The organism is Bacillus spizizenii TU-B-10 (assembly GCF_000227465.1).
GTDB classification, from domain to species: domain Bacteria; phylum Bacillota; class Bacilli; order Bacillales; family Bacillaceae; genus Bacillus; species Bacillus spizizenii.
Genome location: NC_016047.1, coordinates 1,687,698 through 1,713,746, shown reverse-complemented (window position 1 = coordinate 1,713,746; position 26,049 = coordinate 1,687,698). Strand labels below are relative to the sequence as shown.

21 protein-coding genes and 1 riboswitch are annotated in these 26,049 nt (G+C 43.8%); all 21 genes read right to left on the bottom strand.

Translation table 11 applies throughout. The annotated features are described in order from the left end of the window. Window positions 1-4: 4 nt before the first annotated feature. Window positions 5-841, bottom strand: a complete 837-nt coding sequence (gene pgeF, locus GYO_RS30635; RefSeq protein WP_041520947.1) for a peptidoglycan editing factor PgeF — start codon at window positions 839-841, stop codon at window positions 5-7. Window positions 842-1,002: 161 nt separating this feature from the next. Further along, window positions 1,003-1,248, bottom strand: a complete 246-nt coding sequence (locus GYO_RS30630) for a YlmC/YmxH family sporulation protein (RefSeq protein ID WP_003221455.1) — start codon at window positions 1,246-1,248, stop codon at window positions 1,003-1,005. 82 nt (window positions 1,249-1,330) lie between these two features. Continuing rightward, a complete protein-coding gene (locus tag GYO_RS30625; RefSeq protein ID WP_014113721.1) occupies window positions 1,331-2,611 on the bottom strand; it encodes an acetylornithine deacetylase in 1,281 nt (426 codons plus the stop codon). A gap of 87 nt (window positions 2,612-2,698) precedes the next feature. After that, window positions 2,699-2,800, bottom strand: a riboswitch (TPP riboswitch). Between the two features lie 13 nt (window positions 2,801-2,813). Beyond that, window positions 2,814-3,608: an ABC transporter ATP-binding protein gene (locus GYO_RS30620; protein ID WP_014113720.1), complete on the bottom strand. Its 795-nt coding sequence runs from the start codon at window positions 3,606-3,608 to the stop codon at window positions 2,814-2,816. Between the two features lie 150 nt (window positions 3,609-3,758). After that, window positions 3,759-4,541: an RNA polymerase sporulation sigma factor SigG gene (gene sigG, locus GYO_RS30615; protein WP_003221449.1), complete on the bottom strand. Its 783-nt coding sequence runs from the start codon at window positions 4,539-4,541 to the stop codon at window positions 3,759-3,761. Between the two features lie 139 nt (window positions 4,542-4,680). Then, window positions 4,681-5,400: an RNA polymerase sporulation sigma factor SigE gene (gene sigE, locus GYO_RS30610; protein ID WP_003221446.1), complete on the bottom strand. Its 720-nt coding sequence runs from the start codon at window positions 5,398-5,400 to the stop codon at window positions 4,681-4,683. A gap of 62 nt (window positions 5,401-5,462) precedes the next feature. Further along, window positions 5,463-6,392 (bottom strand): sigma-E processing peptidase SpoIIGA, encoded by a 930-nt coding sequence (gene spoIIGA / locus GYO_RS30605; protein WP_041521162.1) that lies wholly within the window; start codon window positions 6,390-6,392, stop codon window positions 5,463-5,465. Window positions 6,393-6,584: 192 nt separating this feature from the next. Next, a complete protein-coding gene (locus GYO_RS30600) occupies window positions 6,585-10,886 on the bottom strand; it encodes a S8 family peptidase (protein ID WP_014113718.1) in 4,302 nt (1,433 codons plus the stop codon). A gap of 300 nt (window positions 10,887-11,186) precedes the next feature. Then, window positions 11,187-12,335: a cell division protein FtsZ gene (gene ftsZ, locus GYO_RS30595; RefSeq protein ID WP_003232167.1), complete on the bottom strand. Its 1,149-nt coding sequence runs from the start codon at window positions 12,333-12,335 to the stop codon at window positions 11,187-11,189. Window positions 12,336-12,370: 35 nt separating this feature from the next. Then, window positions 12,371-13,693: a cell division protein FtsA gene (gene ftsA / locus GYO_RS30590; RefSeq protein WP_014113716.1), complete on the bottom strand. Its 1,323-nt coding sequence runs from the start codon at window positions 13,691-13,693 to the stop codon at window positions 12,371-12,373. A gap of 174 nt (window positions 13,694-13,867) precedes the next feature. Next, the gene (locus tag GYO_RS30585; RefSeq protein ID WP_010334164.1) at window positions 13,868-14,233 is read right to left on the bottom strand and encodes a small basic family protein; all 366 of its coding nucleotides are present in this window, start codon (window positions 14,231-14,233) and stop codon (window positions 13,868-13,870) included. Between the two features lie 17 nt (window positions 14,234-14,250). After that, window positions 14,251-14,958 carry a DUF881 domain-containing protein gene (locus tag GYO_RS30580; protein WP_014113715.1) on the bottom strand — a complete coding sequence of 236 codons (708 nt, stop codon included), beginning with the start codon at window positions 14,956-14,958 and terminating at the stop codon, window positions 14,251-14,253. Window positions 14,959-14,980: 22 nt separating this feature from the next. Next, on the bottom strand, window positions 14,981-15,676 hold the full coding sequence (locus GYO_RS30575) for a DUF881 domain-containing protein (protein ID WP_014113714.1): 696 nt from the start codon (window positions 15,674-15,676) through the stop codon (window positions 14,981-14,983). Beyond that, window positions 15,673-16,464, bottom strand: a complete 792-nt coding sequence (divIB, locus tag GYO_RS30570) for a cell division protein DivIB (protein ID WP_003221428.1) — start codon at window positions 16,462-16,464, stop codon at window positions 15,673-15,675. The genes GYO_RS30575 and divIB overlap by 4 nt, the downstream gene beginning before the upstream one ends. Before the next feature lie 130 nt (window positions 16,465-16,594). After that, window positions 16,595-17,506: a UDP-N-acetylmuramate dehydrogenase gene (murB, locus tag GYO_RS30565; protein WP_014113713.1), complete on the bottom strand. Its 912-nt coding sequence runs from the start codon at window positions 17,504-17,506 to the stop codon at window positions 16,595-16,597. Between the two features lie 31 nt (window positions 17,507-17,537). Continuing rightward, the gene (gene murG, locus GYO_RS30560) at window positions 17,538-18,629 is read right to left on the bottom strand and encodes an undecaprenyldiphospho-muramoylpentapeptide beta-N-acetylglucosaminyltransferase (protein ID WP_014113712.1); all 1,092 of its coding nucleotides are present in this window, start codon (window positions 18,627-18,629) and stop codon (window positions 17,538-17,540) included. Window positions 18,630-18,748: 119 nt separating this feature from the next. After that, window positions 18,749-19,849, bottom strand: a complete 1,101-nt coding sequence (gene spoVE / locus GYO_RS30555; protein ID WP_014113711.1) for a stage V sporulation protein E — start codon at window positions 19,847-19,849, stop codon at window positions 18,749-18,751. 60 nt (window positions 19,850-19,909) lie between these two features. Then, window positions 19,910-21,265: a UDP-N-acetylmuramoyl-L-alanine--D-glutamate ligase gene (murD, locus tag GYO_RS30550; RefSeq protein ID WP_014113710.1), complete on the bottom strand. Its 1,356-nt coding sequence runs from the start codon at window positions 21,263-21,265 to the stop codon at window positions 19,910-19,912. Next, window positions 21,266-22,240 carry a phospho-N-acetylmuramoyl-pentapeptide-transferase gene (mraY, locus tag GYO_RS30545; protein WP_003238695.1) on the bottom strand — a complete coding sequence of 325 codons (975 nt, stop codon included), beginning with the start codon at window positions 22,238-22,240 and terminating at the stop codon, window positions 21,266-21,268. Window positions 22,241-22,351: 111 nt separating this feature from the next. After that, window positions 22,352-23,836, bottom strand: coding sequence for a UDP-N-acetylmuramoyl-L-alanyl-D-glutamate--2,6-diaminopimelate ligase (locus tag GYO_RS30535; protein WP_041520946.1), 1,485 nt, complete (start codon window positions 23,834-23,836; stop codon window positions 22,352-22,354). A gap of 175 nt (window positions 23,837-24,011) precedes the next feature. Next, window positions 24,012-25,952, bottom strand: coding sequence for a stage V sporulation protein D (locus tag GYO_RS30530; RefSeq protein WP_014113708.1), 1,941 nt, complete (start codon window positions 25,950-25,952; stop codon window positions 24,012-24,014). Window positions 25,953-26,049: the final 97 nt, after the last annotated feature.

Here is a 26,049-nt window from a genome sequence, read left to right as displayed (position 1 = left end):
TCTTTTATGCCTCCTTCATTCCGATAAAGGACATCATCCGTCCAGTTTTCCCCTGATCGCGGCGGTGAGAATAGAAAAGAGACGGCTCACTTTCCGTGCATAAACCACTGACAGAAATCTGTTCATTTGCCAAACCGCTGTCGATCAATATAAGGCGGTTCAGCTCTTTCAGGTCAAGCTGATATTGTGCCTGTGCCGTCTGATTTACGGCACGTTCTGCTGAAACTGGCAATGCTCGGACAGCATCCATGACACGGTCGTCTACTGTATAGCATGCTCCGCTGATAGACGGTCCTATAACAGCATAAATATCTGAGAGATTTGAACCTTCCTGCTCGGTCCATTGCTTCACCATTTCTCTGCCAATCTGTTTGACAGTGCCTTTCCACCCGGCATGGGCGATCCCGACAAGCGATTTAACCGGATCATAAAAGAAAAGAGGCACACAATCAGCAAAGCATAATGCCAAAAACACATTCTTTTCATTTGTATAGAGCCCGTCCGTTGCTTTTAGAGCTGTGTGATACTCACGGGCGCCTTTTCCCCTATCCCTCTGCGTCACTTTCTGAACGCGATTATCATGTGTCTGATCAGCAAATACCCAAGACTGCAAATCAATATTAAACATATCGGCAATATATTCACGATTTTTAACTACATCTGCATCTTTGTCATGAACGTGCAATCCTGTATTTAACGATTCAAAAGGCTTTTGGCTGACACCGCCGTTTTTCGTAGTAAATCCGGCAATGACTTCTCTGTTGTTTTGATTCGTTTGTGTCCAGTCTTGTATCATGAGTGTCGAGGGTGTGGTAAGACTGAATGGGTGATATGTATTCATGATGATCCAACCTTTCGACAAACATTTAAAAAAGCGGAATTTCCCACTTATTTTACCACATCTTTCTGCATTCGTTGAGCGCCGATTTGCATATTTCTAAATGAAATGTGCCGGAAGAATCCAGACTTCCGGCATTTGCCAATCCGCGGCAGACGAGCAGGTTATGCATGCGGTTCATTTAATCGGACCAAGATTACATCTTCCCCGATTTTTACTATATTTCGCCATGGAATGACCAATTCCTCTTCTTTTCCAAAAAATCCGAGAACTTTCCCATTTCCTCCTAGTATGATCGCCTGAATTTTGCCAGTGGTCACATTGATATCTATATCACCAATGCTCCCCAGCTTTTTTCCGTTTGAGACATTGACGACATCCTTCACCTGAAATTCTGAAATGCTGATCATTCCATCACGTCCTTTTTCCGTCCTTTTTTCAAGTATATGAACGGGCGGGCTGAACCTTGTCAGCAAGAAAAAATTTTCATGGTCACTGTTCTTTTTTACAGCTGCACCAACCGATGATAAAATTGAGCATAATTTTCGTATAATCTACCAGCTGCTCAATCGATACCTCCTCGTTCACGGAGTGTGCATTGTGAAGATCTCCAGGTCCGTAAATCACGCTTGGAATGCCGGCATTATACAGCCATCCTCCGTCTGTAACGGATTGAGAAACGTCAATAACCGGACGCTCCAGTTTCACTTTCTGATGAGACGCTGTAAGCACTGAGACGCCTGGGTGGCCAGGGTCAACTTCCAGTGCCGGAAAAATTTCTCCTCTGTCTTCAATCATAGATGAGCCTCCCCACTTGAAGACAGGGCGGTTTTCCCTAAGCCAAATATCACTGTCACTCAGCCGGTTAATGTAATCTTCTATTTCCGCTGCCACTTGTTCATGGGTTTCATTCGGGTAAAAATGGACTGTGATCCACAGCCGGCACTCGTCAGCTATAAAAGCCGCATGTCTGCCGCCTTCTATGACAGCCGGGTTAATCGTATTTGTGCCTGGTTTAAAACCGGGATAACGTTTCATGATAGACCAGTGGCGCTCCAGTTCCCCGAGCCCCGCAATGATTTTTGCCATTTTTTCAATTGCGCTTGCTCCGAATGTTCCTCCGCCTGCATGAATCATATTCCGCCTCGTCCCATCATGAAACGTTTGACTGCTTTTGATTTCAATCCAGCCTGTAATGACACCGCCTTGACCTTGAATATGCATATCGCTCGTATCCGCGACAACTGCAAAATCAGCATGATAGCCCCTCTTGCAGCATTCAAGCGTGCCGGCTTCTCCGACTTCCTCCCCGATAACCGATTGCAGAATCAAATCACCGGGAAGTTCAATGTCGGCTTCACGAATCAATTTCACCGCAAACAGCACACACGCCATTCCGCCTTTCATATCAGAAGCGCCTCGCCCGATTAAGAGACCGTTTTTTTCAATTGGATGAAACGGATCATGCTCCCACTCCTCATCCTCTTTTACCTCTGCCACATCTACATGGCCATTGATGATCAAGCTATGATAATCTGCTGAATCTGTTCCCTTTAGTAGACCTACAACATTGGGATCTCCTGGGTACACGTCCCATTTATCGATCGAGAATCCCATTTCATTTAAAAACCCAGCAATCCAGGACTGAATGCCGTCGGTATTTCTTGCAGGCGGAGCAGGTGTTTTATAGGACATCAGCGTTTTTGCTAGCTGAATAAGCTCCTCCTTTTGATCTTCCACCTTTGTTAACAGAGAGTCTATTTGTTGATTCAATGTGATCCGCTCCTATTCTTTAATATCAAAAAAGCCGTTTCAAATGTTATGAAACGGCTTAATAAAAACAAACAGAGTCCTATGTACTCCGTTTTTTCACCGCTTCCCTCCGCTGGCATGATCCAGATCAGGTCAAAAGGGTTAAGACAAAGTCTCTCTCAGCTTCGCAAAGCACCCCTAGTGATGAATCGATATGTGTTTGTCAGGCATTCGTTATCGGCTCGGCTCTTGTTAAAAACGGCCGATCCTGATTCCATAATACATGGATTGGCGTATCAAAAAAAGCGGAAAGTATTTGATCAGTAAGCATTTCCTTTATTTCTCCCGATTTAAAGACCTCTCCCTGTTTTAACAAAAGGGCTTTGTCAAAGACCGGCAAAATTTCTTCCGCATGATGAGTCACGTAAAGGATCGATGGCGCATTTTCTTTATTTGCAATGTATGTAATCGTGTCTAACAGCTTTTCCCGGGCAATAAAATCCAGTCCTGTGACCGGTTCGTCCAGTATCAGCAGCTCCGGATCAGCCATTAGCGCTCTTGCAATCAAGGCTCTTTGTTTTTCTCCTTGAGAAAGGGTTTCATAGCGGCGGTCGGCATATTCAATTGCTCCCAAGTCCTCTAACAAACCAATCGCTTTTTCCCTGATTTCTGCACTTGGTGTTTCATATAATCCAATCGAAGCGTAAGCTCCGCTCAAAGCAATTTCAAATGCCGAATCTGCCGGATAAAATTTTTGCTGAAGAGCCGCTGAGACGAGGCCAATTTTCCGTCTAAGTTTCTCCCCAAGCTCCGTTTTACCAAATTCATGGCCAAGCACCTGCATCTCGCCCGATGTTGGAAAATAATAAGAGCAAAGCATATTTAACAGCGCTGTCTTTCCAGCGCCATTCAGTCCGTAAATCACCCAATTTTCCTTTTCTTCCACCTTCCAATGAATATCTCTCAGTATCCATTTTCCATTCCGTTTTAGTGAGACATTGTCAAGCTGCAAAATCATCGTGGTCCTCCTCTTTACTGCCTTTATAATTATTTAAATTTTCATAAAACTTTGTACGAACTAGGATACCTTATTTTTTCCAAAACGTAAACCGCCCGCAATCAATAGAAAAGCCTTTAAAACAAAATCGTTTTAAAGGCTTTTCTTTCATTATTGATGAATATTCTTATTCATTTGTTTGATAGCCGCTTTTTCAAGTCTGGACACCTGCGCTTGGGAAATCCCGATTTCCTCGGCTACTTCCATTTGAGTTTTCCCTTGGAAGAATCGCTTTCTCAAAATCATTTTTTCCCTATCATTCAGCCTTCTCATGCCCTCTTTTAAAGCCAGCTCTTCAATCCATTGTGAATCTTTATTGCGTTCATCACTGATTTGATCCATCACATAAATCGGGTCTCCGCCGTCGTTATAGATCGGTTCAAATAGAGAAACCGGATCCTGGATGGCATCAAGCGCAAATACGATTTCCTCATGCGGTACTTCAAGAACTTTTGCGATGTCTTCTGCAGTCGGCTCCTTGCTTGTCTCACTGATTAACCGCTCTCTTACCTGAAGTGCCTTATAAGCGATATCCCGGAGTGATCTTGAGACACGGATCGGGTTATTATCGCGTAAATACCTGCGGATCTCTCCGATAATCATAGGTACAGCGTATGTTGAAAACTTAACATTGTGGCTTAGGTCAAAATTATCAATGGATTTCATTAGTCCGATGCAGCCGACCTGAAATAAGTCATCAACATACTCTCCTCTGTTATTAAATCTTTGAATGACACTTAAGACAAGACGCAAGTTCCCGTTTACAAGCTTTTCTCTTGCTGAATCATCGCCTTCATCCTGCAGCTGCCTAAACAGCTTTCTCATCTCTTCATTCTTGAGTACTGGTAATTTGGAGGTATCCACCCCGCAGATTTCGACTTTATTTCTCGACACTTTTTTCCCTCCCTACAGGAGCTGCTGTACAACGTTAAGTATCTCCTTGGGTGGGAAAAATATGCACTGCGTTCAGACCGAAAAATAGTCATAATTGGGAAATCCTTGTAGAATCAAGGGATTACCCGTAAAAATTTTTTTACACCATTTTGTTGAATTCTTTTCGCAATCTTTTAATGATTCGTTTCTCAAGACGAGAAATATAGGACTGGGAAATCCCCATCATATCCGCTACATCCTTTTGGGTCTTTTCCTCCTCGCCGACAAGGCCAAAACGTAGTTCCATGATTTGTTTTTCCCTCTCATTGAGCTGTTCAAGCGCTTTTTTCAAAAGCTTTTTATCTACGTTAGCTTCTATGTCTTTTGTGATGATGTCGTCGTCAGTGCCGAGCACATCAGAAAGCAAAAGCTCATTGCCGTCCCAATCAATATTAAGCGGCTCATCAAAGGAAACCTCTGAACGGATTTTGTTGTTTCTCCTTAAATACATCAGGATTTCGTTTTCTATACAGCGGGAGGCATAGGTCGCCAGCTTGATTTTCTTTTCTGGATTGAACGTATTCACAGCTTTGATTAATCCGATGGTACCGATGCTGATTAAATCCTCTATATTAATTCCCGTATTTTCAAATTTACGGGCGATATAGACGACCAGGCGCAAATTGCGTTCAATCAAAATGGCGCGAGCCGCCTGATCGCCGTTTGGGAGCTTCATTAACAGAACCTGCTCCTCATCTTTAGATAATGGAGGCGGCAGAGCTTCACTCCCGCCTATGTAATAGACTTCATCACTTTTCAGCCCAAGTTTCATCAGCAGCTTATACCAGAGGTGCGTCAATCGCAATTTCAGTTTTTTCATCTTCCTCTCCCTTCTAAATGTCACGTCGTTTGAGTATGATTAGTAACGGACATTTGCGAACATTATGAAACGTGTTTGATGGCCTTGCCCGAAAGCATTTTCGGATGAATAATTGCGTCAAACTCTCCATCTGCCGATAGCTTTGTTGTGCTGATGCCGATTAAGCATTTATCCGCAGAAACCATTTCTTCTTTTGTTATAATCGTTACGTGATCCGGTTTAACGCATAGTAAAAATTGATTTTGCTGACCTACTCCCCTATATGGAATCAGCCTCAGTTTATCTAAAAAGCGAAACGAATCATCGAGCTGTTGGGTGGCTTCCAATGGATCTGTGTTTCGAATGATCATCGTTTCGGCTGCTCCGAAAATCGGTTCCAGTTTATCAATGTGAATAATCATGACCGGCGTTTTAGTAAGCGGATCGTACAGCTGATTACCGGAATCAATCAGCCCTCTGACATGAAGCGTTTGGCCGCCCAAATCCGCCTGTACGCTTACTCGTTCCTCATATTGAATGTTTTTTGTTTCAATATCTTCAATTCTTCTCTTAGAAAAAAACCATAATGCTGGAAAGCCAGCAACAATAAACAACCAGCTGATCGGGTCTCCAAACCCAGTTTGATTGGTAATCATGACACCGTTTTGAACAACAGAATTTGACTGCAGCAAAGAATGGGCTCCGATAATTCCTCCCCCCATTAAAAAAGTCGCAAAATAAAAGGAAAACAAATTTTGAAAGAAATAGCGGAATCTCTTAAAGCCAAATGTCACCATCACAATAACAACTGAAAAAGCCAGCTTACCTGCCGGATGTTCAACGATCGGCGAAAAAGGAGTAAACATCAAAAGGACAATACTGGAACCGATGAACGCTCCGCCTATCAGTCTTCTTTTTTTCACATGCCGTTTTAAAATAAATGCCGTGAGCAAAAGCAAAAGCGCATCAAAACAAAAGTTTAACAGCCAAATGACATCTAAATAGATTTTCACATCTGACTCCTTTCTATCTTGCATCACGCTGTTCCCCTTCTTGTTTCAAGTATAAAGCAAGCTCTGTGGGAAAGTCTGTCAATTAATGTTGAGAGGAAAATACAATTTTTCAGGGATATCTGCTTAATTTGTCGAGGAAATGAATGAGAGGATTATAAAAAAAGCTGCCTTTCACGGCAGCTTTTTTCACACTTAATTTTCAGTATTGATATAAAGTTTTCCGTTCGCTGTTTTTCTTGTTTCATTTCCATAATCATCTCGTACAATCACTTCTACTTTTGCTCCGTTTGCTTTAATAGAAGAAGTTGCTGTCCAATAGCCTTCATATTTCCCAGGAGAAATTTCTCTTAGCGGGAGCTCTGTGGCATTTTGTACACTCGCTCTTGCATTTGTCAGAGGCAGACGAATGACAAACGTTGCATCCAAATCTTCAGCGCTTGAGAAAGCGATTTTCACAGATTCACCGGCTTTTAAGATTTTGTCCTCTCCCGGAGTCAATTCGGAGATGACAGGCTGGTTAAAGTTGACATCAATGACAGCCTTTTTCGTCGTTTTGTTGCCTGCTAAGTCTGTAGCAGTCACCTTGATTTCATTGCTTCCGTTCTCCAACAGAATACGGGCCGAGTATGAACCATCAGTTACCGTTGCTTTTTTGCCATTCACCTTGACTTCTTTCAGATTGTCATCGGATACAGACCCTTTGACAGTCAGCGCTTCTTTATTTGTTTTCTCGCCATCCTTTGGATTGTCCAGCGTTAATTCAGGCTTGTCTTGATCAAGCGTGACCTTGATCGGGCTGGAGGCATCCGTTGTCCCGTTGTCTGTTGATGCAGTTGCTGTCAGCTCATTTTCGCCCTTGCTGAGTGTGATGCCTGTCTGGAACGTGCCATCCGCAGCAGCTTTCGTTTCTCCTGCTTCTTTCTCTCCATTATAAATGTGTACCGTTGTACCAGGAGAGGCTTTTCCTTTTACGGTGACGTTCTCCTTATTTGTATATGATTTGTCTGCCGGTGAAGTAATCTCAGGTACAGCAGCTTCATAATCAACTAATGCGCGGATCATATAGTTGCCGTCTGCTTCGTCACCTGGCTGCCATTTTCCGTCTATAAACTGCCAGTTGCGGCCGGAATTCTGACCGGTTTCATCCATTGCCAGTCCAGGTGAATACGGATCAGGTTTCGACTGGATATACACAAGATAAAAGTCTTTATCGACCATAATCCCTTTTGAACTGAGATCTACCTTGGTCCATTCGCCATTGCGAAGGGCTTCAGCGTTAAATGGCCCGGCAATTTTCTTACCCGGTGCTCCGTTTTCTCCTGTAGCATCGTATACCTCAACCTTAAACTCTGTGCCGCCAGGATCAGGGAACTCTGTATCCCAGAATCGGAACAGTCCTCCTGTAAGCATGCCTTTTTCCTTGCCGTCAGCCAGCGTCATTTTGACGGCCCATCCGTTACCGGCAGCAAAATAGGAATTGGCATTCTCCGCCGTTCCGTCATCATATGCAATCTCACCTGGATAACCGACGAAAGGCTTCAGTACAGTTTCTTTTGTCACATCACCTTTTAAATCAACGGAGAATTCATCGCTGTAATACCCCGGTGCAGCGACTTTAATCGTATAAGCGCCTTCATAGGCCTCAAGCGTATATTCGCCTTTGTCGTTTGTCGTAGCCGGTTCAACCGCAGCATCCTCTACAACATAAACGGAGGCTCCTTTTACCGGATCGCCTGTCGTTTTATTGATGACTGTTCCTTTTAATGTGCCCTTCTGCATTTCCTCTAACGTAAAATTAGCTTGTGTCGTCTGATCTGCCTGCAGAGAAACTTTTTGTGTTTTCGATTGATAGCCATATGCTTCTGCCATAAGCGTATAGTCTCCCACTTTGTGCGTCAGCGTGTACTGCCCTGTAGATTGATCTGAATATGTTGATTTTCCTGTTTCCACCACACTGACTTGTGCCCTCAGCGGCAAAACTTGAGGCTGTATATCCTTACTCTGATGTTTTACCGTTGTGTTTGCAGATGGCTTGGCTTTTTTCGGATTTACCGGCTTTTTCTTTTGCTTTCCAGACGGCTTTTCGACACCCAGCTTATTCTTTTTAGCTGTTTTTCCGGCTGTTTTGTCAGAAAGCACTACATCATCAATGTACCAGCCCTCTTTTGTAATACTTTCATCAGATTGGAGGTTAAACATCACTTGAATGTTTTGACCTTTATAAGCGGATAAATCAATTTCTTCGTCCGTCCAGCTTGATGTCTTTCCATTATAGACACCAGCCTGCTCCCAATTCTTTTTACCTTCAGGCAAAACAAAAACGTAGCCATAATCAAAATCATCCTCTAAATTGTGCCAGCTTTTAAATTGAAGAAACAGGTTTCCTGAATCCGGCACTTTAACAGGAGGCATCACGAGATTCATGTTTGCTGTGTTGGCATAGTTTCCTGCCAGATTTGTTCCGTATACTTTTTCTCCGGATGCTGCAGTATTTGGGCCTGTTGAAGGAACTCCCCATTCCCAGCTATTATTTGTTCCGCTCGCAATCCAGCCGCCGGGTGCAGTTTCAAAGTCCTGCTTATATCCCACCGTGATGCTTGGTTTCACTGGTACATCGTATGTGTCAGACTCAACGACATGGCCGCCAAAATCCTGAATAATCCACTTGTAGCTTAGTGCAGCTCCTTTTATGTTTGGAATCTCTGCCTGGTAGGTCCCTTTCAGATGATCACCGCTGATCCGCTTAGCCGTTACTTCTGTCCATTCACCTTGATCCAGCTTATAAGACAGTTTTACAGATGTCACACTTACATTGTCTTCAGCTGTCAAAGTAAGCGGCAGGCTCGCGCCCTCATAGGCTTCTGTTACTTTCTCATGCTGATAAACAGGAGGCTCTTGATCATCTCCCTCTACAGAAACTTGTCCTTCTGCTTTTCCTAAACCATCTGTAACAGCTGATACAGCATCAAAAGCGTTCACCAAACCATGGCCGTATCCGTTATTCGGAGAATCAGGAAATGTTGAATCCGTCAGCGGTTCAGCCGTGCTGGTTAATATATCCTCCATCTCATCGACAGAAAGTGAGGCATCCGCCTGTTTCAGCAGTGCGGCAACAGCGGACACATGCGGCCCTGCCATTGATGTGCCGTCCCATCCGTCCTCATATGTCTGGCCGGGAACGGAAGAACGAATATTTACGCCCGGTGCAGAAATTTCCGGCTTTATTTCATCATATGGAGATGGCCCTTGAAGAGAAAAGTCAGCAAGCTTTTTATTAATATCAGTCGCTCCAGTTGCAAACGATTCCGGATAATTTGCCGGGTTTGCGATAGAACCAGGACCGCCAGGAATAAAGAGATCCGTATTCCCCGCTGAAAACTCAGGGAAAATATCGGCCGCACGCCAGGCATTGACCATGTCTCTGTACCATTCATCAAGTCCTGAGCCCCCGCCCCATGAATTATTGACAACATCAGGAGCCATTTCTGGGTGAGGATTCCCCTCTGCGTCCTTTGGAGCTAAAACCCATTCACCGGCCTCTAAAATGTCAGCATCAGTTCCACCATCTTCGGAGAACGCTTTAACAGCAATCCATTTTGCGCCTGGCGCTACACCGATTTGATTTGTTCCATCGGGTTCAGATCCCACCATCGTACCTGTCACGTGGGTTCCATGAGCCAAATCATCATAAGGGCTTGCTTCCCCTGCTACAGCATCATACCAGTTCATTTCATGATCAGGCTCATCAGGATTTTCCGGATTATATCCGCGATATTTCTCTTTTAATGCCGGATGGTTCCATTCCACGCCTGTATCAATGGACGCGACAACTGTACCTGTTCCGTCATATCCAAGTGCCCAAGCTTTCGGGGCGTCAATTTGGTCTACATTCCATTCTACACCGTCAATTGCTTTGACAGCTTTTTGCGCTTTTTTCATATTAAATGGAGAGGATGACTTAAACAATTGTCGTTTCTCATTTGGAAGCACCTTTTCCACGTCGGGGAACTGCGCTACTTTTTTCATCACTTCTTTTGAGGCATGAACAGCGATCCCATTCACTACATAATAAGAGTGAATTTGATCTGCATTTCCTTTATTTTTCTGGCTCTTCAAGTATGTTAAGACATCTCTCTGGGATTCATTGGCTGTGACTTTTAAAGATGACACAACGGCAGAACGCTTTTGATATTCCGTCTTAGCGGCAGTCAGCTTCTTCGATTTCGCTTTTTTAACAGCCGCTTTTGCCGCTTTTTCTGTGTCAGCTTGATCTTTAAATTTAATCAGAAAGGTCATTTTTTCTTTCTTCTTAAAGCTTTTCTTTAATGAACTCGAAATCTTGTTCTGAATGGATTCAGCAGATTGAAGTTCCTGTTTAACAGAAGTTGAGGCGCCTTTGCTGCTTGCCCCGGCTACACCCGGAAACAGCAGTGAACCGATGACAACCGTACTTAAAACAGAGCTGATGAGTCTGTTTTTCGTTTTTTTCCTCATTTTTATCCCCCTTTTTCAAAATGCTTTGTAAAAAAATGTCGTCCCTCCTTTTAAAAATGAATTGTTTGTCAGAACATCGCTGTACGTTAACTGTAGACAATCCGCATTACAGATATTGTCGTTTCATGTCATTTGATTTCCATATATATGAAAATGATATAATTGTCACGTGATATGAATGGGTCTAATAGTCCGATTTGTTGGTATACGAAGGAAGACATAGGGAAAAAGACTTTACAAGAAGAAAAATCTTGGAGAAAAACAAAAAGGACAAAATCGAAAACGATTTTGTCCTTTACATTAGCCGCGTTTATTGCGGTTTCTTAAGAATGTCGGGATGTCAAGCGTATCATCAGCCGGCTGTGAAGTATGACGGCTTACTGTGTTTTGTTGCTGAGGCTCCTCACGTTTTGGCTCACGCTTTGGAACACTTTGATTATGTGTTTTGATGCTTTGGTTTAAGCTTGGACGCTGAGGTTTCGTCACGTCCTTCTCTTGTTCGATAAAACCAGTCGCAATCACTGTCACCACAATCTCGTCTTTTAGATTTTCATTAATAACAGAACCGAAAATCATGTTTACGTCTTGGTCAGATGCAGAAGCGACAATGTCTGCTGCTTCCTGAACTTCATATAGGCTGAGGTTTGTTCCTCCAGTGATGTTCATAAGGACGCCTTGCGCACCGTCAATGGCCGCTTCAAGAAGCGGGCTGGAGATTGCTTTTTTCGCTGCCTCTGCCGCGCGGTTTTCTCCAGTCGCAATACCGATACCCATCAAAGCAGATCCTTTGTTTGACATGATTGTTTTCACATCAGCGAAGTCAAGGTTGATAAGACCAGGTGTAGCAATCAAGTCTGAAATACCTTGAACCCCTTGGCGGAGTACGTTATCCGCTTCACGGAATGCTTCAAGCATCGGTGTGTTTTTATCAACAATTTCAAGGATACGGTCGTTCGGGATCACGATCAGTGTATCTACCGCTTCTTTCATTGCTGAAATTCCGCCTGCAGCCTGAAGCTGTCTTTTGCGTCCTTCGAATGTAAACGGTCTTGTAACAACTCCGACTGTTAATGCGCCTAAGTCTTTCGCGATTTGTGCAATAACTGGTGCAGCACCTGTTCCTGTTCCGCCGCCCATACCAGCTGTCACGAATACCATGTCAGCGCCTTTTAACGCTTCTTCAATTTGTTCTTTGCTTTCTTCAGCGGCTTTTTTTCCGACTTCCGGATTCGCACCTGCTCCCAATCCTCTAGTCAGCTTTGCGCCGATTTGCATTTTCACTTCTGCTTTTGACAGGTTAAGAGCTTGAGCGTCCGTGTTTACCGCGATGTACTCTACTCCTTGCACTTCATTTTCAATCATTCGGTTAACGGCGTTGTTACCGCCGCCTCCTACTCCGATTACTTTAATTGATGCTAAGCCGTCTATGTTTGTTTCGAACTCCAACATGCTAAATCCTCCTAATCTGCCGAATGACTATCTATCTATTCCCAAAACATGCTTAATAGTTTTTTCATTTTGCTCTGTTTATTATGTTCGGCTTGTGTTTTTTGTTTTCCTTTTGGCCGCTGCTGCACCTCATTTTGGTGATGATGCTGCTCTTGTTCCTCTGATGATGAGACTGCAATTTCCTGTATCGCTTCTTCAGGCATCTTGAAGCCTATTTTTCTGCCTTGGATTCTTGCATTTCGGCAGGCGAATTGGATCAGGCCCACTCCCGTCATATATTGAGGATCTCTTACACCGATATAATTCGGGCTTGCCACTCTGACATTGTTTTGCAGCACATCTTGTGCCAATGACATGACACCCGGCATTGCTGCTTGTCCCCCTGTCAGCACGAAGCCTCCCGGCAGATCGGTAATTCCCATACTGCTAAGCTCTTCTGAAACAATATCAAGAATTTCTTCTACTCTTGCTTCAATGATATTCGCTGCTTCCTGCTGTGTAAATGTTTGTTTTTGATTGGTGCCTATTACGGTTACCTCAAATACTTCATCTTCCGAGGCTTCGTCATAGTAGGCATGTCCAAATTGCTTTTTCACACGTTCTGCTTCTTCTGTTGACGTTCTCAATCCGATGGAGATATCTTTGGTGATATTTTCGCCTCCGAGAGGAATGACACGGGTAGAAGTGAGATGTCCGTTCTGGAATACGCCAATGGTTGTTGACCCTCCCCCTATATCAATGAGAGCCACACCAAGGTTTTTCTCGTCCTTTGATAATGCAGCAGAACCGGCTGCCAGCGGCTGAAGACAAATATCAGTTATTTCAATACCGGCTCTTTCAACACAGCGGAGCAAGTTATGTAAGATTGTTTTTGAACCGGTGATCAAGGTGCCCTCAACTTCTAAACGCACACCCAGCATTTTTTTCGGATCGGTGATTTCATCTCTTCCATCAACGATAAACTGTTTAGGAATGACGTCTACAATCAGCTGTTCGTGCGGTATTGAAACAACCTGTGCCGCCTCCATGACACGGCGCACATCTTCAACTTGAATTTCTTTATTTTCACTGGAAACTGCTACAACACCGTTTGTATCTTGAATATTGATATAATTTCCATTAACGCCGACAATAGCTTTTCTAAGCGGAAAACCTACCATTCTTTCAGCTTGGTCAAACGCTTTTCTTATAGAATGAACGGTCTCATCTATATCAACGATTGAGCCTTTTTTCAACCCTTCAGACGGTACATTTCCCACACCGATAATATTAAGGGAATCATCTGTCATTTCTCCGACGATCACTTTTGTATTGGACGTACCGATGTCAAGACTGACGTAAAGTTCATTGTTGTTCATTCTATGGCACCTCCTCACATTTCGATCATTTCTATTCTATTATTTGCGGAACAACAATACAATGAATGTGGCTTTACAAGTGTGTAACAAAAAATAACAACGGAATATTCCTTATGTGCTCTTCACATTTTATGTTTATTGAAAATATTCGTTATATCCTATGTATATCCTCTTTTATATCACATTTTTTTTATTTTTTTTAGAAAGAGTCCACTTTGTTAGTAGATTTCTTCTGATAACGGCTATATTCTGAAATAATCTGACTCCAAATGCGAATATACCTGCTAAATACAAGTCTACACCAAGATGGACTCCCAGAAAAGCTAAACTTATTGCCAATATAATATTAAAAAAGAAACCGGAAACAAATACCATTTCATCATATGTACCCTGTAAATGCGCCCTGATTCCGCCGATTAATGTATCAAGTGCGGCAAGCACCGCAAGCGATAAGTAGTTTGAATATTCACTCGGAATCGTTAAGTTTGTCATCAGTCCGATCGTTATTCCGAGCACCAGTCCCAGCACGGGCAGCCACATGACAATTCTCCTCCTTTTCAGTCTTTAAGCGGTTTCAGCTGTTGTACGTCTAATGGTCTGTCATATGCTTTTAGTGTCAGGTTGCTGTCAGATTTACCGGCTTTTAATGCTAAATTTTCAGATGCAAAAAGGTCCTCAAGTCCTGACCCCTTCACTCTGCTGTACAGCATGTCCGGATCTTCGGCAAGCACTTTTACTGTTAAAGGATAATCGTCAAGGCCGTATCCGTCTATTTTCGTTGTGCCGTTTATATCCCTTATGACGGTATGATTCACAACTCTTCGCTCATTAATCGAGATATGCTCTGCACCGAAGGAGTTGAGTTCATTGATCAGCTTCTTCAGCAAATCCGGAGGCGGATTTTCGATCGGCTCTCCTGTTAAGCTTTCAGAAAAAAGCGGGGAAATGGTGATGACAATTCCGCTACCTGTTATATCGGTCATGCCGGCTGTTTTTTTTAAGGTTTGCAAGGTATTATTGAGCGCGGTTTCTTTTGTCATTTCTTTCGTTTGCGAATAGCTATTGAGCAGTTTATCATATTTGTTTATTTCAGCCAGCAGCTTTTCCTGCTTCTTCTGCTCTGAAGTCAGCTCTTCCCTTATATCCCACATATCTCTTGTGTCTCGGACTTGAGGGTGCTTTAATGAGTTAAACTGAACAGCTATCATGAGGCCGAAGATGACCATAAGCACACTGATGCTTATGAAGGAACGCTTTATTTTCAATCTGTTTCACCCGCTTTTTCAGTCATTCCTTCGTTTTCAGAATCGGTTTCATTTGTACGTTTTTCTCTTTTTCTGCGGAAACAGAAATATGATCCATTGACAGCTGATCGATCAGGCCTCCTGCTATATTTAACGAAGGCAGCAGGACATCAGGATCTCCAATGGCAGATATCGTAAATGGGGCGGGATGTTGCACCCCGTCTACCGTTACAACAGGACCGTTGCACTTGATATAGGAATCATGTGTCAAACGCTGGCCATTAACGGCGACGGCCGCCGCACCCGAGATATACAGTTCGTTTACCACTTGAAAGATATGGCTTTCGTGAACGATGTAACTGTTCACATTCTCCCCTTCCGGTATGTACGACGCATCTTCCAAGGTCACCTCAACGCCCTCTCCCTGCACACCGACTTCCCCAATATACATTCTGTATTTTTCTGTATCTTCGAGGACGTTATAGTATTCCGTCTTTTCTTTCTTCAGCTTATTTTCCGCCTGACGGACTTTATTTTGCTTTTGATACAATTCTTTTTCAAGATTCTTATTTTCTTTCTCCTGTTTCAGGAGTTCATCCCTCAGCGCATATTCTTTTTTCCACTCTTCCGTCTCAGCCGCGCTTTTGTTGTTTTCTTTTGTCATTTGAAAAGAAAATGAAATCAAAAAGCCTGCGATAAGCATAATTAAAGAAAGGAGGACTGCTGATTTACCCCTCAATTTTCATCTTCCTTTTTAGCAGCTTTATCGTTTTTGCCAAACTCTTCAAAATAGGTGGCAACTTCTAAATGAATAATTCCTTTTTTATTGCTGCTAAGCTGCGAAATGATAGAAGGATACGTTTTCATTCGGTCTGCAAAAGTTTTAATAGACGCAGTGACAACATAACCGTCGTTCATATACAATTTAATACGGTTTTCATCCATTTTTACAGGCGTATAATAAATTTCTGAAATCGACTGTTTTAACGAATTTGACAAAGCATCGAGCTGCTTGGCCATTTGAGACCGTTTCTTCGCGTTTGTCCAATTTACCAGTATCGGTCCGGCATCATCCGGCGTTACTTCGTTTGGCAGAACTGAACCGTTTTCAAGCACTTCATAGTACACATCGTCTTTTTCTAAATAAGCAATCGCTTTATATTCTTCGATCGCAATGTTGATTTTATTAGGAAGCGATTTGCTGATCTCCGCTTTTTTCACTAATTTATTTTGCTGAATCTTCTTTTCTGTTTTTTTCTTGTCCAAACTCCAAAACTCAGTATCTCCGCTGTTAATATCGGAAAGCTCGATAATTTCCTTTTTGGATACATTCTCATTCCCTGTAACAGAGATTGTTGATACTTTACTGATTGGCGTCTGCAGGTACACGATGATCAGCACCATAATAAAAAAGAGCATAATAAATGAAATGAGACGTCGGTTGGCCTTCTGTTTCCGCTGCTCTTTAATTTTAGGAATCCGTTCTTCAATGTTTACGATTTTTTCTCGGTCATGACCCGGGTTCATTGCCTGTTCACCTCATTCAAATGAAACAGCTGTTAAAAGTCTGTCTATTCCAAAACAAACGGCATACTATGGATGCCGTTTGTCGTTTGCTTACAGTATATCATATGAACAGCTTCAGTCAGAACTTGAATCAGCGATTTTCGCCGATGATTTCAACCTCTGTGTGCATATCAATCTCGTATTTTTCACGGATTGTCTTTTTCACATGGTCAATGAGATCAAGCACATCTTTTGCTGATGCTCCGCCCGCATTGACGATGAAGTTTCCGTGCATTTCCGATATCTTTGCACCGCCGATTTGATATCCTTTCAAGCCTGCTTTTTCAACAAGGTTTCCGGCATGATTCGGAAGCGGATTTCTGAATATGCTTCCCGCACAAGGGCTTGAATACGGCTGTGTATTTTTTCTGTAGTCTTTATTGCTTTGCATTTGCTGAACGATTGATTCTTTATCCTTCTGCTCCAGCTGCAGAACGGCTTCAAGGCAAACGCCCGGGCGTTTCTTTTGTAATACAGATGTTCTGTAGCTGAAATCCATCTGCTCATTTGTCAGCCACTCAATCGTGCCGTCTTCAAACAAAATATGTGCTTTGACGAGGATTTCGCTCATATCAGAGCCGTGAGCGCCGGCATTCATGTAAACCGCTCCGCCGACTGATCCTGGAATACCGGCAGCAAATTCCAAACCGGACAGGCCTTTTTTGCTCAATGAGGTAGCAAGACGGACCACTGAATAACCGCCTCCGACCGTCACTTGCTCCCCTTCAAGCTCCAGATGGTCAAGGCCTGCACCCAGCTTAATCACTACGCCTCTGATTCCCTCATCTAAAACAAGAAGATTTGATCCACGGCCGATGACTGTCCACTTCACATCATATTTTTTAATAACGTCCATGATATCTTTGACAGCATCTACACTGCTTGGAATGACCAATACATCCGCAGGTCCGCCGATTTTCATCGTTGTATGATTCGCGAGCGGTTCGTTTGCAAGAACCTTGCCGACTTCGCGTTCTTTTAATTCCTGTATCACTTTCTCCATCGTAAACCTCCGCATTCCATTTGCTTTTCTATTATTTTTTCAATTCTTCGAGTACGCTGTATAAACGGGCAGCCGCGTCAGGAACACCGAGTGACTTTGTCCGTTCGCTCATTTCCTTTAACGTTTGCTCATTCAATACAATCCGGTCAAGCGCATCAATCAGCTTTTCACCGTTGAGCTCTGTTTCTTTCAGAACAATCGCCGCATCATGCTGGCCGAGAGATCTGGCATTGACCTCCTGGTGATTCGCTGTTACATATGGGCTTGGGATCAGAACACTTGGGATTCCGAGAGCAGTAATTTCGGCAATCGTCGTCGCACCGGCTCTGGCCACAATGACATCAATGGCCTTTAAATACTCTGGCATTTGATGAAGAAACGGCTTTGTGACCATATTATCAGCGGCACCCTTGCTTTTCAGCTCATTCATCACTTTTTCATAGTGAACTTCACCGGTGATATACAGCACTTGGTAGTCTCTTGTTTTCAGCTCATCCTGCATGTCAATGACAGCACGGTTAATCGGTGCAGCGCCTCGGCTTCCGCCAAAGATTAAGACCGTTTTTTTCTCTTCAGAAAGCCCAAATTCAGCCATTGATCGGCCCGTCTTTATTGAGACGACTTCAGAGGCTCTCGGGTTTCCCGTAAATACAACTTTCTCGTCAGGAAAATGTGATTTTGCTTCTTCAAAACAAATCGCTACTTTATTAACATATTTTGAAAGAAACTTATTCGTGATGCCCGGCAGGCTGTTTTGTTCATGGACAATAGTCGGAATTCCCATTTTCGCAGCGGCATAGACAACAGGCCCGCAGACGTAACCGCCCGTTCCAATCACGGCATCGGGCTTAAATTCCGCTAAGTACGACTTGCTCTTTTTTACACCCTTCAGAAAACGCATCACAGTCTTGACGTTTTCAAATGACAGCTTTCTTTTAAACCCTGTAATTTCAATTGAACGAAACGGTATATTCTCCCGCTCAACAATTTTTTTCTCCAGTCCGTTTTCTGTTCCGATATATAAAAATTCCACATCAGGATGACGGCGCTGCACTTCTTTAATAAAAGCAAGCGCAGGATAAATATGTCCCCCTGTACCGCCTCCGCTTATTGCAATTCGCATATCTCTTCCCCCAGTCTAAGTTTCTCTATAACATAACGATAACCCTGTTTTGTTGGACAGGGTTATCGCATCAATTGTTTCCCAGCCTCCTGTTAACAGGACGCCTGGCAATACATTCATTAATACCTCGAGTAGCGGCTCACATTCAGCAGCACGCCGACAGCCATCAGCATCAGGGTCAATGAAGAACCTCCGTAGCTTAGAAACGGGAGCGTGATGCCTGTTACCGGAATAAGGCCCGTTACTACGCCGATATTAATCATGACTTGAATGGCAATCATTGAAATAATGCCGACTGCGACAAAGCTTCCGTACAGATCAGGGGCACCGAGCGCAATTCTGATCCCTCTCCACAGCAGAACGCTGAAGAGAAGCAAAATAAGTGTTCCCCCGATAAAGCCAAGCTCCTCTGACAAGATGGCGAAAATAAAGTCTGTTTGCGGCTCAGGCAGATAAAAGAACTTCTGTCTGCTTTGTCCAAGACCCATTCCAAACAATCCGCCGGGCCCCACTGCATAAAGCGATTGAATGATTTGAAAACCGCTTCCGAGCGGGTCTTCCCACGGATTTAAGTAGGAGGTAATCCGCTTAATCCGATATGGAGCCGATAGTACGAGCCCGACAAATCCGCTGAGGCCAATCAGCCCGAGAAAGACAAAATGGGCGATTCGCGCGCCGGCTACAAAGATCATGACAATACAAGTTCCGACCATCACCGTCCCTGTTCCGAGGTCAGGCTGGCACATGATAATCAAAAACGCTGAAAACACGATGCCAAGTGCCGGGACGAACCCCCGTCTGAACGATGTGATGTTTTTTTGTTTTTCAGAGAGAAATTTAGCAAGGAATGCGATCATCGCAAGCTTCATAAACTCTGAAGGCTGTATGCTGAATGCCCCGACTCCGATCCAGCTTCTTGAACCGTTTCGCACCATGCCGACGCCTGGTATCAAAACAAGCACCAGAAGGAAAAAGCAGATAACCATCAGCAACTTGGACCATGTCCTCCAAGTCCAATAATCAACATTCATGATGAAAAACATGGCAATGACACCGATTCCCGCAAACAGCAGCTGCCGTTTCGCGAAAAAGAATGAGTCGTCAAATTTATAATCCGCCCATACCGCACTCGCACTGTACACCATAATTAATCCGATTGTTAATAATAATAACGTAATGATGACCAATAAGAAATCAGGCGATGTTTTTTTAGTAGTCAAAGCAATCGACACCCCAAGCTTAAAGTCATTAGGGCTGCCGATTTACTCCAAGACAAGCCCTTACTTAAGCATATGCACGGCATCTATAAACATGTCACCGCGTTCTTCAAATGTTTTGAATTGATCCCAGCTCGCACACGCAGGTGACAGCAGGATGACATCTCCTTCATTTGAGAGCGCAAACGCCGCAGATACTGCTTGTTCAACATTATCGACACGTTTGACATGTTGTATTCCCATCTCATTGCCGAGCTTCTCAAGTTTCGGCGCTGTCTGGCCAAATGTAAGCACTGCTTTGACATGTTTCATATACGGTTTTAAGTCGTCAAAACCATTTCCGCGATCCAGTCCGCCCGCAAGCAGAATGACCGGTTTGTCAAAAGCTGAAAGCGCCTTGCTTGTCGCCAAAATGTTTGTCGCTTTACTATCATTATAAAACTTGCGGTCTTTCACTGTTGTGACATATTGCAGACGGTGCTTCACGCCAGTAAAGCTTGTCAGCACCTTTTTAACTGCTTCGCTGGACACTCCTGCCGTTTTCACAACTGCAATGGCAGCTAAAATGTTCTCCAAATTATGAGCGCCGGGCAGCACAACCTCTTCCAGAGGAATAATGGCTTCGCCGCTGAACATAATCATACCGTCTTTTACATAAGCGCCCTGTTCAAGCGTTTTGCTGACTGAAAATGGGATGATTTCGGCTTTTCCTGCTTCAGCCAGACGCACGACAGTTTCATCATCCTGGTTGACAATGGCTTTATCTGAAGCAACCTGATGAAGATACACTTTCTGTTTCGCTTTTTCATAGTTTTCTCGCGTATGGTGATAATCCAAATGAGCGTCAAACACGTTTAAGATCAGGCTGATTTCCGGTCTAAAAGCGTGTGTTCCCATCAGCTGAAACGAAGACAGTTCAGTAACGATCCATTCATCCCCATCAGCATGATAGGCAACCTCACTTGCGACTGTGCCGATGTTTCCGGCAATCAGTGCCTTTTGCGAGTCAGCTTTGAGCATTTCATAAATCAGCGTTGTCGTGGTCGTTTTTCCGTTCGATCCGGTAATCCCGATAAACTTGGCGTTTGTCAGGTAGTAAGCGAGCTCAATTTCCGTCCAAACCGGGATGCCTCTTTTTTCCGCTTCCTGAACCATAATATTTTCATAAGGAATTCCCGGGTTTTTGATCAGAACTGTGATTTGATGCTGATCGAACAGAGAAACTGGATGCTCTCCGCAAACAACCTCGATTCCTTTTTCAGAAAGCTTTTGGGCTGGTTCGTTTTCTTCAAAAGGCTTTTGGTCGTTGACTGCAACGTAAATGCCTTTGTCATGAAGAATGGATGCCGCCGCATACCCGCTTTTCGCGAGCCCAAGGATTAAAAAATGCTGATTCTGTAAAAATTGATCATTTTCCACTTATAACCACACCTCGATGTAAATTCCTAAAACGGCAAGCAAAAGTCCCGCAGCCCAAAACGTCACGACTACTCTCCATTCAGACCAGCCTACAAGCTCATAATGGTGATGAAGCGGACTCATTTTAAAGATTCGTTTACCTGTCGTTTTAAAGCTGATAACCTGCAGAATAACGGATAATGTCTCGATAACGAATACACCGCCGATGATAACCAGCAGGATCTCCAATTTCGTTAAAATGGCAATGGTAACGATAGCTCCTCCCAATGCAAGCGATCCCGTATCTCCCATAAAGACTTTGGCCGGATGAGCATTAAATACGAGGAAGCCCAGCACTGCACCGACAACGGCAACTGAGAAAATGGCTACGTCATATTGAGACTGATTCCATGCCAGGATAGCAAAGGCGCCAAAAGCAATCGCAGCCGTACCGGATAATAAACCGTCAAGACCGTCAGTCAGATTAACTGCATTTGATCCGCCGACAAGCATAAAGAGCACCAGGATAAAGTAAGCCCAGCCAAGATCAAATGATAAGTCAGTTCCAGGCACGCGAATGTCCGTCGCAAAATTGTAGTAATGGTACACGGCATAAAATACAACCGCAATGATAATTTGTCCGATCAGCTTTTGCTTTGACGTCAATCCAAGGTTGCGCTTCATGACGACCTTGATGTAATCATCTAAAAAGCCAAGCAAACCGTAGCCTAGTGTAACAAACAGAAGCAGCACCATTTCCGGGCTTATTTCTGAAAACTTCTGTGTCATAACAATTGTTGTCACAATGATAGAAAGTATGATCATGACCCCGCCCATTGTCGGCGTCCCTGATTTTTTCTGATGTGATTTCGGTCCTTCTTCTCTAATACTCTGGCCGAATTTTAATCTTCTTAAAAACGGAATAAGAATCGGAGAGAGCAGAACACTAATTAAAAAACCCATTAAAATTGTAAATAGAATGACTTGCTCAAGCATTGTCCTTTTCTCCTCCTGTTTCTTTCAAACGACATACGTAGTTATCATATTCATGATTTTTTTCCATATGAAACATCTTTTCAAGCTCCATTATTCCATAACATCTCTTTCCTATGAATTCGTCTTATTTTTATTGAGTTCGACAATGGCTCTCGCCGCCACTTCAGCATCGTCAAAATCGAAAGTTTCGCTTCCAATCTGCTGATAGGTTTCATGCCCTTTTCCGGCAATGAGAACAACGTCGCCTTTTTTGGCATTGGCAATCGCGAAAAAGATCGCCTGCTCGCGGTTTGCAATGCTGTGATAGTATTCGTTCTCTACTCCAGCTTCCATATCTCTTAAAATCGCGCGGGGATCTTCGCTTCTCGGATTATCCGAAGTGAAAATCGGTTCGTCAGCCAGCTCCACAGCGATTTTAGCCATTTTCGGGCGTTTCGTCTTATCTCTGTCTCCCCCGCAGCCAACAACGACAAAAAGCTTTCCTTCCGTCATATCTCTGCAAGTCTTCAGCACATTTTCAAGGCTGTCCGGCGTGTGTGCGTAATCAACGATAACCGGAAACTCCTGCTGCTGATTGACCAATTCAAATCGGCCTCTTACGCCATGCAATTCTTCAACAGCTGCAGTGATGGTTTCAAACGGAATGCCTGCTGCGATACATGTTGCAACAGCTGCCAGCACATTATACACATTAAATTGTCCGACAAGCGACATTGTAATGTGCTTAGTGCCTTTGTTTGTCACAAGATCAAAGCTTGTTCCCTGTGCAGTGATCGTGATGTTCTTCGCCATCACATCAGCGTTGTTTTTAATTCCGTATGTAGAGATATGCGCTGCGGTCACCTTTTCAAAATAAGCGCTCGCCTCATCGTCAGCATTCAGTACGGCACGCTTTGGGTGCTCGTGGTTGAAAGCCCCGCCAAGCTGAGAAAAGAGCAGGCTTTTTGCCTGTCGGTACTCATCCATCGTTTTATGATAGTCCAGATGGTCCTGCGTTAAATTCGTAAACACGGCAATATCATAATCACACCCATGAACACGTCCTAAAGACAAAGCGTGAGAAGAAACTTCCATGATGGCAGTGTCTACTTGCTTGTCATTCATTTTCTTAAACGTTTTCTGCAGCGTGACGCTTTCCGGAGTCGTGTTTTTAACGGGAAGTGTTTCATCACCGATTTTCATGTACATGGTACCGATCAAGCCTGTGCGTTTTCCCGCTTTTTTCAGAATCTCATCGACCATATGGGTCGTTGATGTTTTGCCGTTTGTGCCTGTGATTCCGATCAGCTGAAGCTTCTTTGTCGGCTGTCCGTAAAACGCATCAGACAAAACGCTTAGCGCACGCAGTGACCGCCGGACAATAATGACAGGCACATCCACATCGAGCTCTTTTTCTGCCACAATAGCCGCTGCGCCGCTTTCTACTGCTTTTTGCGCAAAATCATGCCCATCCACCGTATACCCTTTTACACATACAAAAAGACTCCCTTTCTTTACTTCTCTGGAGTCCATCTCAATTGAAGTTATTTCAGGGTCTTGTGAGTCGTTTACAGAAGGTTCGGTTGTTAAATATGTAAGCAGCTTTGTAAGTTTCATCGTATCAAACCTCTCAACATTCTAGTTCGTTCTTTTTATCATTAAAGTCACGTCAACTGATGTGATAATGATTTTAAGCATACAGTTCATATTTTAGCGTAAATAAAAGGATACATCCAGCTAATCTTGAAAGATATCAGCATTTTTTCTGCAATAAAATAAAAGGCAGCCCGAATTAATCGGCTGCCTCCTTTTCATCTTCTTCAGTCAAATAAACGCGTATCTTTGAGCCCTCTTTTACTTTCGTTCCGGCAGCTGGCGATTGTTTAACGATTTTGCTCCCTTTCCCGGAAGCATCTACATTGAGATTCACCAAAAGTGACTCAAGATCTGAGACAGACATCCCTACAACATTCGGAACTTCTACTGTTTTTGTGTCGTTCCATTGGTATTTTTTCTCGATTTGATTTTTCCGAGGCTTCACACCAAGCTCCGGCAGGCTGTCTCTCATAATATTCCCGACAATTGGCGCTGCAACCGTTCCGCCAAACTGAATCGTGCCTTTAGGGTTATCCACCGCGACATAGACGACAAGACTCGGATCGTCAGCCGGCGCGAAACCGATAAATGATACAATATGGTTGTTTTCAAGGTATTTTCCATCTTTAACCTTTTGTGCAGTTCCCGTTTTTCCGCCGACACGATACCCTTCAACAAATGCATTGCGGCCTGTGCCTTCTGCGACGACGCTCTCTAATGCATAGCGGATTTGTTTTGATGTCCCCTCAGAAATAACTTGTTTCTTTGCGATTGGTGATTGTTTTTTAACGGTTTTTTTCGTTACAGGATCGATCCATTCCTTTGCAATATAAGGTGTGTAGAGCGTTCCTCCGTTTACAGCGGCGGATACGGCTGCAACCTGCTGAATCGGCGTGACAGATACCCCCTGTCCGAAAGCCGTCGTCGCTTGCTCCACCGGACCTACTCTGTCAAGCGGGAATAAGATTCCTGTTCCCTCGCCCTGCAGATCAATTCCCGTTTTTTGGCCGAAACCAAAGTCTTTGATATATTTGAAAAGCTTCTCCTTTCCTAAGCGCTCGCCTAATTCAACAAACCCCGGGTTGCAGGAGTTCTGTACAACTTCTAGATACGTCTGCAGCCCATGCCCGCCTCTTTTCCAGCACCGCAGTCTAGCTCCGTCCACTTCCGCATGCCCTTTATCATAAAATTGATCACGTTTTAAATTTACTTTTTGCTCCTCAAGTGCTGCTGCAAGTGTAATAATCTTAAAGGTAGATCCCGGCTCATACGTGCTCCATACCGGCAGATTCCGATTGTAGACGGACGGATCGACCGATTGATAATCAGCCGGGTCAAAGTCAGGCCTGCTAGCCATTCCCAATATTTCTCCGTTTTTCGGATTCATGGCCACAGCAATCATACCGTCAGGGTGATATTTGGCCTCAGCGTTATCAAGCTCTCTTTCCATTATCGTTTGAACCTTTGAATCAACTGTCAGCTTCATATCAAGCCCGTCCTTAGGCGGCGTGTAGTCATCCGCTTCATCAGGCATTTTCTTCCCCTTGGCATCTGTATAAAACTTAACAGAACCTTTTTCCCCTTTTAGATCATCGTCGTAATAGGCTTCAAGTCCAAGGAGCCCTTGGTTGTCAATCCCGGCAAATCCAAGCACATGAGATAAAAAGCTGCCGAACGGGTAATGGCGGATACTATCCTCCGCTACATACACTCCCTTTAAATCAAGCGCTTTGATTTCTTTCGCCTTTTCATTTGAAATCTTTCTTCCTTCAGGAGTTATCTTTTCGATTGACGCTTTTTTTGTCACATGCTTATATACTTTTTCTTCTGACATGTTTAAAACCGCCGCAAGCTGCTTGCTCGTTTTCATTGGATTCTGAACTTGGCGCGGCACGACGAATACGGTCGGCGCACTTTTGTTTGTTGCGAGTTTCACACCGTTCCGATCCAGAATCTCGCCTCTCTCCGGCTCAAACGGCAAGTTCCTGCTCCAGGAATCTTTCGCCAGCGAAGTCAGTTTCTCGCCCATCACAAACTGAACATACCCCAGCCTAGTATCAATGATCAGAAACACGATCACGCCAAAAAGCAAAACAAATAATAAACGTTTTCTAACCGTTACATTCGAGACGCGCAAGAGACCGTTCACTCCTTATTTAGGCTTGTTTCATTTTATGCCTGTAATTGGACAGGTAGAACGATGCTCCTCTGAAGGTATAAAAAAAGAAAGCCTG